The sequence below is a fragment of the Streptomyces sp. Wb2n-11 genome (genome assembly GCF_001049855.1).
GTDB lineage: Bacteria > Actinomycetota > Actinomycetes > Streptomycetales > Streptomycetaceae > Streptomyces > Streptomyces altiplanensis.
Genome location: NZ_CVPB01000001.1, coordinates 24,102 through 42,861 on the forward strand (window position 1 = coordinate 24,102; position 18,760 = coordinate 42,861).

General features: G+C 73.1%; 8 protein-coding genes. 4 read left to right on the forward strand and 4 right to left on the reverse strand.

Annotation, left to right across the window (positions count from 1 at the left end; translation table 11 throughout):
* Positions 1-38: 38 nt before the first annotated feature.
* Positions 39-4,163 (reverse strand): type I polyketide synthase, encoded by a 4,125-nt coding sequence (locus BN1555_RS00030; RefSeq protein WP_255305786.1) that lies wholly within the window; start codon positions 4,161-4,163, stop codon positions 39-41.
* A 209-nt stretch (positions 4,164-4,372) separates the two neighbouring features.
* On the opposite strand from BN1555_RS00030, the gene BN1555_RS00035 reads away from it, so the two are divergent.
* The 4 genes from BN1555_RS00035 to BN1555_RS00050 all read left to right on the forward strand — a co-directional run bounded on the left by BN1555_RS00035 (position 4,373) and on the right by BN1555_RS00050 (position 8,329).
* Entirely contained in the window at positions 4,373-5,776 is a 1,404-nt protein-coding gene (locus tag BN1555_RS00035) for a glycosyltransferase (RefSeq protein WP_093796784.1), read from the forward strand.
* A gap of 12 nt (positions 5,777-5,788) precedes the next feature.
* Positions 5,789-6,844 (forward strand): DegT/DnrJ/EryC1/StrS family aminotransferase, encoded by a 1,056-nt coding sequence (locus BN1555_RS00040; protein ID WP_093796786.1) that lies wholly within the window; start codon positions 5,789-5,791, stop codon positions 6,842-6,844.
* A gap of 30 nt (positions 6,845-6,874) precedes the next feature.
* On the forward strand, positions 6,875-8,050 hold the full coding sequence (locus tag BN1555_RS00045) for a cytochrome P450 (RefSeq protein WP_093796788.1): 1,176 nt from the start codon (positions 6,875-6,877) through the stop codon (positions 8,048-8,050).
* Positions 8,051-8,134: 84 nt separating this feature from the next.
* Positions 8,135-8,329 carry a ferredoxin gene (locus BN1555_RS00050; RefSeq protein WP_093796790.1) on the forward strand — a complete coding sequence of 65 codons (195 nt, stop codon included), beginning with the start codon at positions 8,135-8,137 and terminating at the stop codon, positions 8,327-8,329.
* 91 nt (positions 8,330-8,420) lie between these two features.
* Here the strand turns inward: BN1555_RS00050 and BN1555_RS00055 are convergent, their stop codons facing one another.
* The 3 genes from BN1555_RS00055 to BN1555_RS41415 all read right to left on the reverse strand — a co-directional run bounded on the left by BN1555_RS00055 (position 8,421) and on the right by BN1555_RS41415 (position 18,749).
* A complete protein-coding gene (locus BN1555_RS00055) occupies positions 8,421-9,605 on the reverse strand; it encodes a cytochrome P450 (protein WP_093796792.1) in 1,185 nt (394 codons plus the stop codon).
* 112 nt (positions 9,606-9,717) lie between these two features.
* Positions 9,718-15,879 carry a type I polyketide synthase gene (locus BN1555_RS00060; protein ID WP_107081046.1) on the reverse strand — a complete coding sequence of 2,054 codons (6,162 nt, stop codon included), beginning with the start codon at positions 15,877-15,879 and terminating at the stop codon, positions 9,718-9,720.
* Positions 15,880-15,929: 50 nt separating this feature from the next.
* Entirely contained in the window at positions 15,930-18,749 is a 2,820-nt protein-coding gene (locus BN1555_RS41415; RefSeq protein ID WP_369689019.1) for a type I polyketide synthase, read from the reverse strand.
* Between the last annotated feature and the right edge of the window lie 11 nt (positions 18,750-18,760).

Sequence of the window (18,760 nt, forward strand, 5' to 3'; positions counted from 1 at the left end):
CGTCCTCATCATCGGGTCGCGAACGAAAGCAGCAATTCTTATGTGGTTTCGAACTCTTCATCGATGATGTCGAGCAGTCTGTCGACCGACACCGTGTCGATGTCCTCGCCCGAAGCACTCGGCGCGGAGGGTGTGGATTGCCGGAGGGTGGAGATGAGTTTCTCCAGACGGCCGGCGATCATTTGGCGTTCGGAACCGTCCGACGTCGCCTGGACGGCGGCCTCGAACCTGGCGATCTCGTCCTCGGCGGATCCCGTCGCCGGAGCGGCGGGTGCGGCGAGGACCGTGGCGAGACGCCCGGCGATCCGTGCGGGGGTCGGGAAGTTGAAGACGAGGGTGCTGGGCAGCGGCCGGCCGGCGAGTGCGCCGAGCCGGTCGCAGAGCTCGACGCCCGCGAGGGAGTCGAAGCCCATCTCCTTGAAGGCCTGGTGGGCGCCGATGGCGTCCGGGCTGCCGTGGCCGAGCACCGCGGCGGCCTCCGACCGTACGAGATCGAGCAGATGGCGCTCCCGCTTGGCCTCGGGCAGCCGCTCCAGCTGCTCGGACAGGCTGGGCGCCCGGTCGTCCCGCACGACCGGTCCGGCCGCGGGCGGCCGAGTCGTGCGGGTGGTGACGGAGTCCGCCGCCGCCATGGGCCGTGGGATGGGCGGGACGGGGGGAAACTCGTGGGCCGACAGCGGGCGGACCCGCAGGGTCTCGGCGGTGAGCACCGGGGCTCCGGAGAAGTCTGCGGCCGCGAGCCGCAGCTCGGTGCCCGGCCCGTCCTCGCAGGGGGCGATCCGCACCCGCAGTGCGGTGGCTCCGCCGGCGTGCAGGGACACTCCGCGCCAGCGCTCGGGAAGGCTGCCGTCCTCCGTCATGACGGCGTGCCGCGCCGCGTCCAGCAGGGCGGGGTGGAGCCCGTACGCGGCCGCGTCGGACGCCTCGGCGGGCAGGGCGACCTCGGCGAAGGTCTCCTCGCCCCGGCGCCACAGGGCGCGCAGCCCCCGGAAGACCGGGCCGTACTCGAAGCCCTGGTCGGCGAGGCGTTTGTAGTACCCCTCCAGCTCCACCGGCTCGGCGTCCCGCGGCGGCCAGACGTCCGTGCCGGAGCCGAGGTCCGCGCAGACCGGCGGTCCCTGGTGAGCGGGGACGAGGACGCCTGTCGCGTGCCGGGTCCACGGCTCGTCGACGGCGCCCTGTGGCCTGGAGTGGAGGGTGACGGCGCGCCGTCCGAGGCCGTCCGCCGCGCCGAGGCGCACTTGCAGGCGTACGGAGCCGTGCTCGGTCAGGACCAGCGGTGCGGTGGGGATCAGTTCCTCAACCCGGTCGCAGCCGGCCTCGTCGCCCGCCCGGATGACCAGCTCCAGCAGGGCCGTTCCCGCCAGGGCGATCCGTCCCGCGATGACGTGCTGGGCGAGCCAGGGGTGGGTGCGGGTGCAGAGCTCTCCGGTGAACACCAGGCCCTCGCCGTCGGCGAGTTCCAGGGTGCCGCCGAGCAGCGGGTGCCCGGTGGCGCCCGTCCCCTGGTTCCCGGCGCCCGCGGGCGGGGCCGGCCAGTAGCGCTCGTGCTGGAAGGCGTAGGTCGGCAGGTCGACCCGCCGGGCGGCCGTGTCCGCGAAGAAGGCCGTCCAGTCGACGGGGACCCCGACGGCGTGCAGCCGGCCCAGGGTGGCGACGAGGGCGTCCTCCTCGGGCCGGCCCTTGCGCAGCGCGGGGACGACGGCCATGGGGCGGGCGGTCCCGCCGAGGCTCTCCGTGGCCATGGCGCTCAGCGCGCTGCCGGGGCCCAGCTCCAGCAGGACGTCCATGTTCTCCTCGCCGAGCGCGGTGACGCCGTCGGCGAAGCGCACGGCCTGGCGCACATGGCCCACCCAGTAGTCGGGGGTGCACAGCAGTGCGCCGGCCGGTGCGCCGGTGAGGTTCGAGATGACCGGGACGGCCGGCTCGTGGAAGGTGAGCGTCTCCACGACGCCGCGGAAGTCCGCCAGCATCGGGTCCATCAGCGGCGAGTGGAAGGCATGGGACACCGGCAGCCGGCTGGTCTTGCGCCCCTGGTCCGCGAAGTGCGCGGCGATCTCCATGGCCGCGCTCTCCTCACCCGCGATCACCACGGACGCGGGTCCGTTGACCGCGGCGACCGAGACCCGGTCGGTGCGGCCGGCCAGCAGCGGCAGGACCTCGTCCTCGGCCGCCTGCACGGCGATCATCGCGCCGCCCGCGGGCAGGGCCTGCATCAGTGCGGCGCGGGCGGTGACCAGCCGGCAGGCGTCGGCCAGCGAGAGCACGCCCGCGACATGGGCCGCGGTGATCTCGCCGACCGAGTGGCCGCCCACCACGGCGGGGCGGACGCCCAGGGACTCCACCAGCCGGAACAGCGCCGTCTCGACGGCGAACAGCGCGGGCTGGGTCCAGCCCGTACGGTCCAGCTCCTTCGGGTCGTCGCCCCACATGACGTCGCGCAGCGGGCGCTCGAGGTGCCGGTCCAGTTCGTCCACCACCGCGTCCAGGGCGCGCGCGAAGGCCGGGAAGCGCGCGTGGAGTTCGCGTCCCATGCCCAGGCGCTGGCTGCCCTGGCCGGGGAAGAGGATCGCCACGGCGCCGTCGCCGGCCCCGTCGCGGGCGATCTCGGTCACGTCCTGTCCGTGGGCGAGCAGGACCGCCCGGTGCCGGAGCGCGGCGCGGCCCGTCGCCAGGGAATAGCCGATGTCGAGGGCGGTCGCACCGGGGGTGGCGGCCACGAAGTCGTCGAGCCGGGCCAGCTGGTCGGTCAGCGCCGCCTCGGTCCGGGCCGACACGAGCCAGGGCACCACCGCGGGCTCGGGAGCCGACGGGGGCTGCTCCGTCTCGTCCGGGGCCTGCTCGACGATGACGTGCGCGTTGGTGCCGCTGATGCCGAAGGACGACACACCGGCGCGCCGCGGCCGTCCTGCGGGGTGCCACGGGGTCTGTTCGGTCAGCAGCTCGACGGCGCCGTCCGTCCAGTCGACGTGGGAGGTGGGTTCGCCGACGTGCAGGGTCCGGGGCATCACTCCGTGGCGCAGGGCCATCACCGTCTTGATGAATCCCGCGATCCCGGCCGCCGCTTGGGCGTGCCCGATGTTCGACTTGAGGGAGCCCAGCCGCAGCGGGTGGCCGGGCGGCCGGTCCTGTCCGTACGTCGCCAGCAGTGCCTGCGCCTCGATCGGGTCGCCGAGCTTGGTGCCGGTGCCGTGGGCCTCGACCATGTCGACGTCGGCGGCGCGGAGTCCCGCGTCGGCCAGTGCCTGGCGGATCACCCGCTCCTGCGACCGGCCGCTCGGAGAGGTCAGGCCGTTGGAGGCGCCGTCCTGGTTGGTGGCGCTGCCGCGCAGGACGGCGAGCACCCGGTGGCCGCGGGCCCGCGCGTCGGAGAGCCGTTCCAGTACGACGATGCCGGCCCCCTCGGCCCAGGCCGTGCCGTCCGCGTCGTCGGAGAACGCCTTGCAGCGTCCGTCGGGGGCCAGCCCGCCCTGGCGGGAGTAGCCGACGAATCCCACGGGGGTGGACATCACCGTGACACCGCCGGCCAGCGCCATCGAGCACTCCCCCGCGCGCAGCGAGCGCGCCGCCCAGTGCAGGGCGACCAGCGAGGAGGAGGAAGCGGTGTCGACGGTGACCGCGGGACCTTCGAGGCCGAGGGTGTAGGCGAGCCGCCCGGAGGCGACGGCCGGTGACAGGCCGGTCATGGCGTGGCCCGCGAGGTCTTCCGGGGACCGCTGGGTGACGGCGGCGTAGTCCTGGCCGTTGGTGCCGACGAACACGCCGGTCCGGCTGCCGTTCAGGCCGTGGGGGTCGATCCCCGCGCGTTCGACGGCCTCCCACGCGGTTTCCAGCACCAGCCGCTGCTGCGGGTCGGTGGAGATCGCCTCGCGCGGCGACATGCCGAAGAACGCGGCGTCGAAGTCGGCCGCCCCGTGAAGGAACCCGCCTTCGCGCGTCACGCTGCGGTCCGGTCCTTCGCCGGCCAGCGCGTCCAGGTCCCAGCCGCGGTCCGCGGGGAAGCCGGATATCGCGTCACGGCCCGCGAGGACCAGGTCCCACAGCTCCTCGGGGGAGCGCACTCCCCCCGGATAGCGGCATGCCATCCCGACGACCACTACCGGGTCTTGGTCGGCTCCGATCGTCATGACGTTGCACACCCCTAGGAAGTCGGGCCCGGACACCTCTTCGTTCCAGATCGTAGGTGCGTCAACGCTGTACTTTTCCCTAAGGAATTCCGGGGCCCGGCACGGAAGACTAGGGATTCTCCGGAGCGTGGTGTGAGACCAAGTAACTGCTCCGCTTCAACGCGCGGCGCGGCCACCCGGCGACCGGCCGTGTGGGTACCTGTGGCGCCTGCCGTTGGGGCTGTCACTTCCGGAGGGTGTTGTCCATGGGCTCGATTCGGCGGCCTGTCCTGTTCGTCAGCTATGCCGAAAGCGGTCTCCTGAACCCGTTGCTCGTACTCGCGGAGGAATTGTCCCGCCGCGGTGTCGAGGACCTGTGGTTCGCGACCGACGAAAAAGGACGCTCGGATATCGACGCGGCCACCGTGAAAACGCCCGTGGAGTTTGCGTCGCTCGGTGATGTGGTGCCGCAGATGTCGGCCGTCACCTGGGACGACGAGACCTACCGCGAGGTGACGCAGCGCTCGCGTTTCAAGGCGCACCGCGCGGTCATCAAGCACTCCTTCGCACCGGCGTCGCGGGTGGACAAGTACAAGCGCCTCGAAGCCATTGTCGACGAGGTGCAGCCGGCCCTGATGGTCATCGAGTCCATGTGCCAGTTCGGGTACGAGCTGGCCATCACGAAGGGGATTCCCTTTGTGCTCGGCGTCCCGTTCGTGCCGAGCAATGTCCTGACGTCGCACGTCCCGTTCGCCAAGTCGTACACCCCGAGCGGCTTCCCGGTGCCGCACTCCGGGCTGCCGCTGGACATGACGTTCGCGCAGCGGGTGGAGAACCAGCTGTTCAGGCTGCGGACGCTGGGGATGTTCATGACCCCCTCGATGCGCAAGGTGGTCGAGGAGGACAACCGGATCCGCGGAGAGCTGGGGATCTCGCCCGAGGCGCGCCAGATGATGGCCAGGATCGATCACGCCGAGATGGTGCTGTGCTACTCGGTGCCCGAACTGGACTACCCCTTCCCGGTGCCGGAGAAGATGCGGCTGGTGGGCGCCATGGTGCCGCCGCTGCCGCAGGCCCCCGACGACGGCGGTCTCTCCGACTGGCTCGACGCCCAGCAGTCCGTGGTCTACATGGGTTTCGGCACGATCACCCGGCTGACGCGCGAGCAGGTCGGCGCGCTGGTGGATGTGGCACGGCGGCTGGCGGGCGGCCACTCCGTGCTGTGGAAACTCCCCAAGGAGCAGCAGGAGTTGCTGCCGCCGCGCGAGGAACTGCCGGACAACCTGCGGATCGAGAACTGGGTGCCCTCCCAGCTCGACGTCCTGGCCCATCCGAAGGTCGCCGTCTTCTTCACCCACGCGGGCGGCAACGGATACCACGAGGGCCTGTACTTCGGCAAGCCGCTGGTGGTGCGCCCCCTGTGGGTCGACTGCGACGACCAGGCGGTGCGGGGCCAGGACTTCGGGGTCAGCCTGACCCTCGACCACCCGCAGACCGTCGACGCCGACGACGTCGTCGACAAACTCACCCGGGTGCTCACGGACAGCACGTTCCGTGAGCGCGCCGAACACTTCTCGAAGCTGCTGCGCGCCGCGGGCGGCCGGGCCGCCGCCGCGGATCTCCTGCTCGGCCTTCCCGCCCTGTCCGAACCCGCTCTCGCCAACGACTGATCGAAGGATCCGATGTCATACACACAGCCCGTGTCCAAGCCCTGGCTCGGCGGGCGTGAACTCGAATACGTGACGGACGCCGTCAGCGGCGGCTGGATCTCTTCGCAGGGACCGTACGTCAAGAAGTTCGAGACCGCGTTCGCCGAGTACAACGGGAGCGCGCACGGTGTCGCGTGCTCCTCCGGGACGACGGCGCTGACCCTGGCGCTGCGCGCGCTCGGTGTCGGCCCCGGCGACGAGGTGATCGTCCCCGAGTTCACGATGATCGCCTCGGCCTGGGCGGTGTCCTACACGGGCGCCACCCCCGTCTTCGTGGACTGCGGGGACGATCTCAACATCGATGTCTCACGCATCGAGGAGAAGATCACCCCCCGCACCAAAGTGATCATGCCGGTGCACATCTACGGCCGCCGGTGCGACATGGACCCGATCATGGATCTGGCGCATCAGTACGGCCTGCGCGTGGTGGAGGACTCCGCCGAGGCGCACGGCGTGCGGCCGGTCGCCGACATCGCCTGTTTCTCGCTCTTCGCCAACAAGATCATCACCGCTGGGGAGGGCGGGATCTGTCTCACCGACGACCCGTACCTCGCCGAACAGATGGCCCATCTGCGGGCGATGGCGTTCACCAAGGACCACAGCTTCCTGCACAAGAAGCTGGCCTACAACTTCCGTATGACGAGCATGCAGGCGGCCGTCGCACTGGCGCAGACCGAGCAGCTCGACTCCATCCTGGCCACCCGCCGGGAGATAGAGCGCCGTTACGACGAGGGCCTGAGCGGCATCGACGGGATCACCCTGATGCCGCCGCGCGACGTGCTGTGGATGTACGACCTGCGCGCCGGCCGCCGCGACGAGCTGATGGACTTCCTCAAGGACGAGGGCGTCGAGACGCGGCTGTTCTTCAAGCCGATGAGCCGCCAGCCCGGATATCTCGACCCCGTCTGGCCCTCGCTCAACGCGAACCGCTTCAGCGAGGACGGCTTCTACCTGCCGACCCACACCGGACTGACCCCGGACGACCAGGAGTTCATCGTCGGGAGGGTCCGCAAGTTCTACGCCGCCTGAGCCGTGTCCGACCCCAGGGAAATTGAGAAGATGACAACTGTCGACAGGTGCCCGGTCGCCTTCCCGCTGCGGCAGCCCGGCCAGTCGTTCCCACCGCCCCAGTATCTGGAATTCCGTGAGCAGGAAGGGCTGGTGAGCACCACCCTGCCCTCCGGGGAGCTCGTGTGGCTGGTGACCCGGCACGAGGACGTCCGCGCGGTGCTCACCGATCCGCGGATCAGCTCCAACCCCTCGCACCCCGGCTTTCCCCGTGCGGCCAAGACCGGCGGTGTGCCGTCCCAGGACGAGGTGCCCGGCTGGTTCGTGGCCCTGGACCCGCCGGAGCACGGGCGGTTCCGCAAGACGCTGATCCCCGAGTTCACGGTCCGCAAGGTCAGGGAGATGCGGCCGGCCATCCAGCAGATCGTGGACGAGCGCATCGACGCGATGCTCGCTGCGGGTGACACCGCCGATCTGATCGCGGACTTCGCGTTGTCCGTGCCGTCCCTGGTGATCTCCAGTCTGCTCGGCGTGCCCAACGCCGACCGGGACTTCTTCGAGACCAGGACCCGGGTCCTGGTCACGCTCACCTCCACCGACGAACAGCGGCAGGCGGCCTCGAAGGCACTGCTGCGCTATCTCAACCGGCTCATCGCCGTCAAGCAGAAGCGGCCGGGCGACGATCTGATCAGCCAGCTGCTGGCCGACGGGACACTCAGCAAGCAGGAGCTGTCCGGCGTGTCGATGCTGCTGCTGATCGCCGGGCACGAGACGACGGCGAACAACATCGGGCTCGGGGTCGTCACCCTGCTGTCCAACCCGCAGTGGATCGGCGACGAGCGGGCGGTCGAGGAGCTGCTGCGCTACTACTCGGTGGCCGACCTGGTCGCCTTCCGGGTGGCCGTGGAGGATGTGGAGATCGGCGGGCAGCTGATCCGGGCCGGCGAGGGCATCATCCCGCTGGTCGCCGCCGCCAACCACGACGGGACCGTCTTCGAGCGCCCCGACGAGTTCGACCCCAGCCGCTCCGCCCGCTCGCACGTGGCGTTCGGGTACGGCGTGCACCAGTGCCTCGGCCAGAACCTCGTCAGGGTCGAGATGGACATCGCCTACCGGACGCTGTTCGAGCGGATCCCCACGCTGGAACTGGCCGTTCCGGTGACGGAGCTGCCGATCAAGTACGACGGGGTGCTGTACGGGCTGCACTCCCTGCCCGTCCGCTGGTAGACGCGCCACCGCAGCACGAGACGACCGGGCCGCCCGCGACGGGCGGCCCGGTCGCGACCGCAGGCAACCGACGGAGGAATGACAGTGCGCATCAGCGTGGACACCGATCGCTGTGTGGGGGCCGGACAGTGTGTCCTGTCGGCTCCCGACGTCTTCGACCAGGACGACATGGGCATCGTCCTGGTCCTGGCGGAGCCGGCGGACGAGCCGGCCCGGGAGGCGGCGCGGCAGGCGGGGGTGATCTGCCCGTCCCAGGCGATCACCGTGAGCGAGAGCTGACCGGCCGCCGCGCCGCAACGGGCCGTGCCCCCCACCAGCTTGAGTTCTAGTGGTGGGGGGCACAGCCCGTTGCGGCGCGGCGGGGGCGGCGCTACCAGGTGACCGGTACCTCGGTGAGCCCGGCCGAGAGCCTTCCGCCCAGCACCTGGAGCTCCTCGATGGGACGCGCGAGGCGCAGTCCGGGCAGCCGGGTGAAGAGCAGGGTGTACGCCGTCTGGAGCTGCATGCGCGCGAGCGGGGCGCCGATGCAGTGCCACATCCCGTGACCGAACGTCAGGTGGGTGTTGGGCGAGCGGGTGATGTCGAACACCTCGGGGTCGTCGAAGACCTGGGTGTCGAAGTTGGAGAGGGTGAAGTCGAGCAGCACCAGCTCCCCGAAGCGGATGGTGACGCCGCCGATCTCGACGTCCTCGGTGGCGTAGCGCGGCAGGACCGAGCCGCCGGCCTTCGCCGACCGCAGGATCTCCTCCACGGCGCCCGCCATCGCCTTCGGGTCCGCCATGGCCGCGGCGAGCTGCTCGGGGTGGAGCCCGAACAGCACCACGCCGAGGTCGATGTGGCTGGCGACGGCCTCCAGTCCGGCGAACAGCACCCCGGCCGCGATGGGCCCGATGCGCGCGTCCGAGGGCTCCTTCACGCACAGCCGTGAGATCACGTCGTCGCCGGGGTCGGCCCGCTTGCGGCCCGCGAGTTCCACCAGATAGCCGAAGAGGTCCTGCTGCCCGTCCTGGACGGTGTCCGGGTCGTCCAGTCCGCCCATCTGCGAGAGCAGGGTGACGAGCAGCTCGCGGTCCTCGGCGGGCACACCGATGAGCTCGCCGAGGACGGCCAGCGAGAACGGCATCGAGAAGCCGCCGTGCAGGTCCGCCGGAGGGCCCTGCGCGATGAAGTTCTCCAGCAGGGCTTCGGCGATGGCCTCGACCCTCGGCATCATGTTGAGCACGCGCCGGGCGGAGAAGTTCGGGGTGAGCATGGCGCGGGTCTCGCTGTGCAGCTTGTGCGCCACTTCGGCGTCGTCGCTGACGAGCATGTCCAGGAACGGGTTGTGGACGTAGCGCGGGGCGTTCGCCGGGTCGGGGTGCGCGCGGGCCAGCCGCTCGTCGCGGAGCAGCTCCTTGAGCTCGGCGTGGCGTGTCACCAGCCATCCCTCGTCACCGGCGGGGGTGCGCACCCGGCAGACGGAGCCGCTGGTCTGGAGCTCGCGCAGCAGCGGGCTCAGCCGCAGGACGGTGGGCGGCACTCCCTTGAGGGACGGCAGCTCCTGGGACGTGGTCATGGGGGGGGTTCTCCTCTGGACGGTGGTGCGGGTGTGCTCGTCGGTCCCGGCCGCGCGGGCGGGTGCGCCGGGAGCGGGCGGCGGGGTGTCCCGCCGCCCGCCCCCGGACTGGTCACGCCTCGGTGGCGGGCAGGCCGCCGAGCCACTCCTCGATGGTCCGCGCCGTCAGCGCGGAGTGCTCCTTGGCGAGGGACAGGTGGTCGGCGTCGATCTCACGGATGTCGTCCGCGGGCACGCCCGCGGTGTCGAACAGGAAGCCGTCCAGCGACTGCGTGCACCGCACGAGCATCGTCGGCGCGGTGGTGGGCACCGTCTCGATGTCGGTCATCGCCATGAACCAGTGCGCCATCGCGGAGAGCCTGGCGCTGTTCAGCGTCACCGACGGCGAGTCGATGTCGGCCAGGTAGTACCGGGTGGTCCGGTCGAGGTCCTTCCCCTCGCCCGGCTGGTAGCGGATGCTCGCGGTGTCCAGCAGGACGACCGCCTCGGGCTTGATGCCCCAGGTCGCCTCCAGCACGCCGGCGGCCAGATAGGCGAGCGAGCCGCCCGTCGAGTGCCCCACCAGGACGAAGGGCTCACCGTCGCTGGCGTGCAGGGCGCTCTCCGCCACGATGCGGGCCGCGGCCTCGCTGGTGGCCGGCAGCAGCTCGCCGGGGGCGAAGCCCATGAGCGGCAGCGCCGAGACGTGCCGCTTGCCGCGGAAGTGCGCCGCGATGCGCGCGTACTGGTGCACGCCACCGGTGGCGCCGGGGGCGCTGACGAAGACCAGCCGGGGGTTGGCCGGGCCGTCCGCGAGGACGACCGGGAGGGAGAGCTCCTCCAGGTCGGCGGGGGTCTCGAAGGTCGGCCGGGTGTTGGCGACGGCCTTGAGCATGCGCATGCCCTCCACCATCTTCCCGGCCTTGACCGCCGCGTAGAACAGCCCCTCCAGCGTCTCGTCCGTGTTCTGCGGCCGGCTCGCGGCGGCGGGCGTGGAGCCGCCGGGTGAGCCGGGGACGAGCTGACCGGCCAGTTCGCCGTGGAGCATCCGGGCGAGCTTCACCGGGGTCGCGTGGTCGAACACCACCGAGCTCGGCAGCCGCAGGCCCAGCGCCTCGCCGAGCTGGTTGCGCAGTCCGACGGAGACCAGTGAGTCGAACCCCAGCTCCAGGAAACCGCGTTCGGGGTCCACACCACTGGGGTCGGGGTGCCCGAGCAGCGCGGCGGAGTACCCCACGACCAGTTCGACGAGCAGGCTCTCCTGCTCGGCGGGCTTGAGGTGGCGCAGCCGTTCGCGCAGGGTGACCGGTGAGCGGCCGGCCGCGGCGGCGGAGCGGCGGGCGCGCGGGACCAGCTCCCGCCACAGCGCCGGCAGGGCCTGCTGCTCGCGCAGTCCGGTGACGTTGATCCGGGTGGGCACCACCGTGGCGCGGTCGCGGACGAGCGCGGCGTCGAAGAGCGCGAGGCCCTGGTCGATGGCCAGCGGCGGCATGCCGCCCCGGGCCATGCGCTCGAGGTCGGTGGCGCTGACATGACTGGTCATGCCGCTGCCCCGGCCCCAGGGGCCCCAGGCCAGGGAGACCGCGGGCAGGCCCTGGTCCCTGCGGTGCTGGGCGAGCGCGTCCAGGTAGGCGTTGGCCGCTGCGTAGTTGCCCTGTCCGGGGCCGCCCAGCACGCCGGAGACCGAGGAGTACAGAACGAACCCGGCGAGATCCAGCTCATGGGTGGCCTCGTGGAGATGCCAGGCCGCGTCCACCTTCGGCCGCAGGACGCGCTCCATCAGCTCCGGGGTGAGCGAGCCGGTCATCGCGTCACCGAGCACACCGGCGGTGTGGACGACGGCGGTCAGCGGATGCGCCGCGTCCACCCCGGCCAGCAGCGCGGTCACCGCGGCCCGGTCCGCCAGGTCGCAGGAGACCACGGTGGCCTCGGCGCCCAGCTCGGCCAGGGAGGCGACCAGCTCGCTCGCGCCGGGAGCCTGCGGTCCGCTCCTGCTGGCCAGCAGGAGGCGGCGTACGCCGTGCCCGGCGGCCAGGTGACGGGCCAGTTCGCCGCCGAGGCCGCCGGTTCCGCCGGTGATCAGTACGGTGCCCTCGGGGTCCCAGGCGCGTGCCGCGCCCCGGGTCTCGTGGGTCCCCTCGGTGTCGGGCAGCCGGATGAGGCGGCCGGCCCTGATCGAGTGGTCGCGCACCACCAGCTGCTGCTCGTCGAGGGTGAGCAGTCCGGGCAGGACGCCCACCGACAGGAAGGCGTCGTCCATGTCGACCAGCAGGAAGCTGCCGGGGTTCTCCGTCTGCGCCGACCGTACGAGGCCCCAGACCGCGGCGGCGGCCACGTCCCGGATCTCCTCGCCGTCGAGGGCGACGGCGCCGCGGGTGACGAACACCAGCCGCGCGCCGGCCAGTCGCGGCTCGTCCAGCCACTCCTGGAGCAGGCCCAGGACGCGGGAGGTGAGGGCGCGTACCGACTCGGGTCCGGGGACCTGCGGGTCGCCCACCACGGGCACCAGGAAGACGTCCGGGGCGACACCGCTGTCGCCGACCGCGCCGGTCAGGGACTCGGCGTAGGCGCTGACGGTCTCGTCGGCGCGGTGCATCGCGTAGCCCAGGTCGAGTTCGTCGTCGCCGACGACCGCCCAGCGGGTGCCGGTGGCGGCCTCCGGTGTGGCGACGGGCACCCAGTCGAGCGCGAGGAACGCGCCCTTCTCGATGCCGCCCGCCGCGGGCGTGGCCGCCGGGCGCTGTCCGCCGGGCGCGTCCAGGGTCAGCGTGTCGACGGAGAGCACCGGGGCGCCCGTCGCGTCGGCCGCGGTCAGTGCCACCTCGCCGGGGCCGGTCGCGGTGATCCGCACGCGCAGGGCGGAGGCCGCCGTGGCGTGCAGGGTCAGTCCGTTCCAGGACACGGGGACGACCGGGGCCGCGAGGCCGTCGGCGTCCAGGCAGCACGCCGCGCGGACCGCGGCGTCCAGCAGTGCGGGGTGAATCCCGTAAGCGTCGGCGTCCTCGGCGGACGTGGGCAGCGTCACCTCGGCGAAGATCTCGCCCTCGCGCCGCCAGACACCCGACAGCCCACGGAAAGCGGGCCCGTAGTCCAGTCCGGCGCCGGACAGGCGCTCGTAGAGGGTGTCGACGTCGACCGGTTCGGCGCCGCTCGGGGGCCAGTCGGCGGTGTCGAGTCCGCCGGGCTCACCGGCCGGTTCGCCGGTCGCCAGCACGCCTCGGGCGTGGGCCGTCCAGGGCTCGGTGTCCCCTTCGGCGGGACGCGAGTGCACGGTCAGCGTGCGGCGGCCCGCCTCGTCCGGCGATCCCACCCGCACCTGCACGGTGAGGCCTTCGCGCTCGGGCGGCGCGAGGGGGGCGAGCAGGGTCAGTTCCTCGACGCGGTCCTGGCCTGCCTGGTCTCCGGCGCGTACGGCGAGTTCCGCGAGGGCCGTGCCCGGCAGGACGATCCGGCCGTCGACCCGGTGGTCGGCGAGCCACGGGTGGGACTGCGCGGACAGTCTGCCGGTGAGCAGGATCTCGTCGGAGTCGGCGATCGTGACCGCGGCGCCGAGCAACGGGTGCCCGGCGGCGATCAGACCGAGGCCCGAGGCGTCACCGGTGGCGGCGCGGACGGTGGGCCAGTACCGGCGGCGCTGGAACGCGTACGTCGGAAGCTCGACGGGGCGCGCGCCCGTACCGGCGAACAGCGCGGCCCAGTCGACGGCGACTCCGCGCGTGAACAGTCCGGCGAGGGCGGTAACGGCCGAGGTCTCCTCGGAGGCGTCCTTGCGCAGGACGGGCAGCGCCGCCACGGCCGGGTCCTGGACGGACTCCGGTACGAGGGCGGAGAGCACCGCGTCCGGGCCCAGCTCGAGGAACGTGCGCACGCCGCGGTCGGCCAGGGTCCGCACCCCGTCGCCGAACCGTACGGCCTCGCGGACGTGGCGCACCCAGTAGCCGGCGTCGGTCAGCGCACCGGCAGCGGCCACTTCCCCGGTGAGGTTGGACACCACGGGGACGGACGGCTCACCGTACGTCAGGGTCTCGGCCACGGCGCGGAACGCGTCGAGCACGGGCTCCATGAGCGGCGAGTGGAAGGCGTGGCTGACCGCGAGCCGGGTGGTCCTGCGCCCCTGCGACGCCAGCCGGTCCGCGAGGGCGAGCACCGCGGCCTCGTCGCCGGAGACGACGACGGCGTCCGGGCCGTTGACCGCGGCGACGGACACCCCGTCGGTCAGCAGCGGCAGGACCTCGTCCTCGGTGGCACGTACGGCGGCCATCGCGCCGCCGACGGGCAGCTCGCGCATCAGGCGGGCCCGCGCGGCGACCAGCCGGCAGGCGTCCTCCAGCGAGAACACCCCGGCCACGTGCGCGGCCGTGATCTCGCCGACGGAGTGCCCGGCCAGGAAGTCCGGCCTGACGCCCCAGGAGCGGACCAGCCTGTACAGCGCGACCTCGACGGCGAACAGGGCGGGCTGGGCGAATCCGGTGTCGTTCAGCGCGTCCGGGTCCGTACCCCACATGACCTCGCGCAGCGGACGGTCCAGCTCCTTGTCCAGACGCTCCAGTACGTCGTCCAGGGCCTCGGCGAAGACGGGGAAGCGCGCGTGCAGTTCGCGGCCCATGCCGATGCGCTGGGAGCCCTGGCCGGAGAACAGCACGGCCACGGCGCCCTTGCCGGACACTCCGCGGGCCGCCTCGACCAGTGCGCCGTCCTCGTCCGTGAAGGCCAGGAGCACGGCACGGTGCTCGAACGCGGAGCGGGTGGTGGCGAGGGAGAAGCCGATGCCGAGCGGGTCGTGGCCCGGTACCCCGGCCAGCGCGCGGACCTGCTCCAGCTGGGCGTCGAGCGCGGCCTCGCCGCGGCCCGACACGGGCCAGGGCACGGTCCTGGGCGTGAGCTCCGGCGCCGGGGCGGGCTCGTCGGCGTCCTCGGCGGGCGGGGCCTGCTCCAGCAGCACATGCGCGTTGGTGCCGCTGATGCCGAACGACGACACTCCCGCGCGGCGCACCCGCTCGCCCTGCGGCCACGGGACCGGCTCGGTCAGCAGCCGTACGTCACCGGCCGACCAGTCGACGTGCGAGGACGGCGCGTCCACGTGCAGGGTCTGGGGCAGCACCCCTTCGCGCAGCGCGAGCACCATTTTCATTACGCCCGCGACGCCCGCGGCCGCCTGGGTGTGGCCGATGTTGGACTTGACCGTGCCGAGCCACAACGGGCGCTGCTCCTCGCGGTCCTGGCCGTAGGTGGCCAGCAGGGCGCCCGCCTCGATGGGGTCGCCCAGGGTGGTGCCCGTGCCGTGCGCCTCGACGGCGTCGACATCGGCCGGGGAGAGGCCCGCGCCGGCCAGGGCCTGGCGGATGACGCGTTGCTGGGAGGGCCCGTTGGGTGCGCTCAGGCCGTTGGACGCGCCGTCCTGGTTGACCGCGCTGCCGCGCAGCACCGCCAGGACCGGGTGTCCGTTGCGCCGGGCGTCGGACAGCCGCTCGACGAGCAGCATGCCTGCGCCCTCGGACCAGGCGGTGCCGTCCGCCGAGTCGGAGAACGCCTTGCAGCGTCCGTCGGCGGCAAGCCCGCCCTGGACACTGAATCCGACGAAGCTGGAGGAGGTCGCCATCACGGTGACGCCGCCGGCCAGCGCCAGCGAGCATTCGCCGTTGCGGACGGCCTGCGCGGCGAGGTGCAGGGTCACCAGCGAGGACGAGCAGGCCGTGTCGAGGGTGACCGCCGGGCCCTCCAGGCCCAGGACGAAGGACAGCCGGCCCGACATGACGCTGGCCGCCAGTCCGTTGCCCGCGTAGCCGCCCATGTCGTCGCGCGAGGCGAGCACCAGGTGGGCGTAGTCCTGGGAGTTGGTTCCGACGAAGACGCCGGTCCTGCTGCCGCGCAGCGTGCCCGGGTCGATGCCCGAACGCTCGATGGCCTCCCAGGACACCTCCAGGAGCAGCCGCTGCTGCGGGTCCATGGCGAGGGCCTCGCGCGGGGATATCCCGAAGAAGTCGGGGTCGAAGCGCGACGCCTCATGCAGGAAGCCGCCCTCCTGGGTGGCGCTGCGCCCCTCGCCGTCGCCGGCGAGGGCGTCCAGGTCCCAGCCCCGGTCGTCCGGGAACCCGGAGGTCGCGCTCCGGCCGGAGGAGAGCAGCTCCCAGAAGTCCTCGGGAGACCGGACCCCGCCGGGGAACCTGCACCCCATTCCGACGATCGCCACCGGTTCGTGACGGCCGGATTCGGCTTCCTGGAGCCGCTGGCGGGTCTGGTGCAGATCCGTCGTGACCCACTTCAGGTATTCGACGAGTTTCTTTTCGTCCGGCATCGTCCGTGAACCTTCCTCAGATGTTGGCATGCGCGGGGAGTGGGCCCCTGTCAGGAGTCCGTTGACCGGCCGAGTTCGTTGTCGATGAAGGCGAGGATCTCGTCGGCGCTGGCGGCCTCGATCCGTTCGGTGACGACGGCCCCGCCGGTCTCGGGGGCGGACTCGTCCCACCTCGCGAGCAGGCGGCGCAGCCTCCCGGCGACTCCGGTCCTGGTGACCTCGTCGATCTCGCCCTCGGTGAGCGCCGCCTCCAGCCGGCCGAGCGCGGTCAGCGGCGAGGCGTCCTCGCCGGGGGTGTCCGCGCCGAACAGGGCCGAGGCGAGGTGCCGGGCGACGGCGAGCGGCGTGGGGTGGTCGAACACGAGGGTGGAGGGGAGCCGTACGCCGGTGGACGCGGCCAGCCTGGTGCGCAGCTCCACCGCCATCAGCGAGTCGAAGCCCAGCCGGCTGAAGTCCCGGTCGGCAGGGACGGCGTCCGGGGAGGGGTGTCCCAGCACGGCGGCGGTGTCGGCCCGTACCAGCTCGACCAGCGCCGTCTCCCGGTCCTGCTCGTCCAGTGCGTTCAGACGATCGGCCAGGGAGGTGGCGCGGACGTGGGGCGCGGACGTGCGGCGGCCCGTGGTCATCAGTCCGCGCAGGATCGCGGGGACCTGGGCCGGCCGCGCCGCTCCGGCGGCCATCCGCACCGGGACGACCAGTGCCTCGTCGCGTGCCATGGCCGCGTCGAACAGGGCGAGGCCCTGCTCGGCCGAGAGCGCGGCGTGCTCCGAACGGGACATCCGCCGCAGGTCGGTTTCGCTCAGCGTGCTGGTCATGCCGCTGTCCTGCGCCCAGGGGCCCCAGGCCAGTGAGGCGGCGGGCAGGCCGAGCGCGGCGCGGTGCGCGGCCAGCGCGTCCAGGAACGCGTTGGCGGCGGCGTAGTTGCCCTGGCCCGGTCCCCCGGTGACCCCGGCGACCGAGGAGTACAGGACGAACGCGGCCGGCTCGTGGCCGAGGCTCAGTGTCGCCTCGTGCAGCCACCAGGCCGCGTCCGCCTTGGGGCGCAGGATCCGGTCCACCAGGTCGGGGGTGAGCGAGCCGATCGTGGCGTCGCCCAGCACGCCGGCGGTGTGCACCACCGCGGTGAGCGGGTGTTCGGCCGGCAGGCCGGACAGCAGTGCGTAGAGCTCCGTACGGTCGCCGACGTCGCAGGCCGCGACGGTCACCTCGGCGCCCAGGCCGGTCAGTTCGGCCCTCAGTTCCCGCGCGCCGGGTGCGTCGGGGCCGCGCCGGCCGGCCAGCAGCAGGTGCTTGATGCCGTGCGCGGTCACCAGGTGCCTGGCGAGCGCGCTGCCGAGGCCGCCGGTGCCGCCGGTGATCAGTACGGTGCCGTCGCGGTCCCAGGAGCCGATCCCGTCCGAGGCCGGGGCGGCGCCGCCGCCGGGCAGCCGGGACAGGCGGGCCACCCGTACGACGCCGTCGCGCACCGCGGCCTGGGACTCGCCGGCGTCCAGCAGGCCCGGCAGGGCGGTGAGGGCCGCGGTGAGCGCGTCGGGGTCGTCGAGGTCGAGCAGGAAAAAGCTGTCGGGCTCCTCCAGCTGGGCGGAGCGCACGAGTCCCCACACGGGGGCGGCGGTCAGGTCCCGCAGGTGCTCGGTGCCGACGGCGACCGCGCCCCGGGTGACGAACACCAGCCGCGCCGCGTCGGTCCGGGGGTCGGCGGACCAGGCGCGCAGCAGGTCGAGGGCGGCGACGGTCGTGGTCCGCAGCGCGTCCGGGACGCTCCCGGCGTCGCTCTGGTCCCCGGTGAGGGGGGCCAGTACGACCTCGGGGAACGGCCCTTCGGCCTCCAGCAGCGCGGCCAGTGATCCGGCGCGTGCGGCGGACGCCCCGTCCACCGGGTCCAGCGCGGCCGTCAGGCCCGCCGGGTCCGCGCCGACGACCGCCCAGCGCAGGGCGGCCGGGGAGGCGGGCGCCGGCCGTGCGGCCGGTGCCTCCCACACGACGCCGAGCAGCGGGGCGGGCTCCGTGACCGGTGCGGCCGTCGGTGCGGCGGCGACCGGGCGGACGGTCAGGCGTGCGGAGAGCACCGGTGCGCCCTGCACGTCGACGGCCGTCAGTGACACGGTGTCCTCGCCGGTGGCGGTCAGCCGGACCCGCAGCGCCGTGGCGGCGCCCGCGTGCAGGGTCAGTCCGTGCCAGGCGACGGCTTCGACTCCCCCGGCCCGTGCGTCGGCGTCCAGCAGTGCGGCCGCGCGGACAGCGGTGTCCAGCAGCGTCGGGTGCATCGTGAACGTCCCGTCGCCGCTTGCCTGCTCGGTGAGCGAGACCTCCGCGTACACCGCGCCGTCCAGCCGCCAGGCGGCCCCGGTCCCGGTCCGCTCGTCGGCGTCGTCGTGGCTGAACGGGACGGCTTCGGCGCCCGCGGGCGGCCAGACGGTGGTGTCGAACGGCGTGCCGGGCGTCCCCGCCGGGTCACCGGCGCTCAGCACTCCGGTGGCGTGGCGGGTCCAGGGCAGGGCCTCGGCGGACTCGGGGCGGGCGTGCACGTCCAGGGGACGGCGGCCCGTCTCGTCGGCGGCGCCCACCCGCACCTGGAGGTGCACCGCACCCTCGTCCGGTACGAACAGCCCGCTGTGCACGGTCAGTTCCTCGACCAGCGCGCAGCCGGCCTCGTCACCGGCGCGTACGGCCAGTTCGGCGAGGGCCGCCGCGGGCAGCGGCACGTGGCCTTCCGCGATCCGGTGGGCCGCCAGCCAGGGCAGCGCCGGGAGCGACAGCCGGCCGGTGAGGACCACGTCGTCGGAGCCGGCCACCGTCGTCGCGGCGCCCAGCAGCGGGTGTCCGGCGGACACCAGGCCGAGGCCGGAGGCGTCACCCCGCGCGGCCACCGACGCCCTGG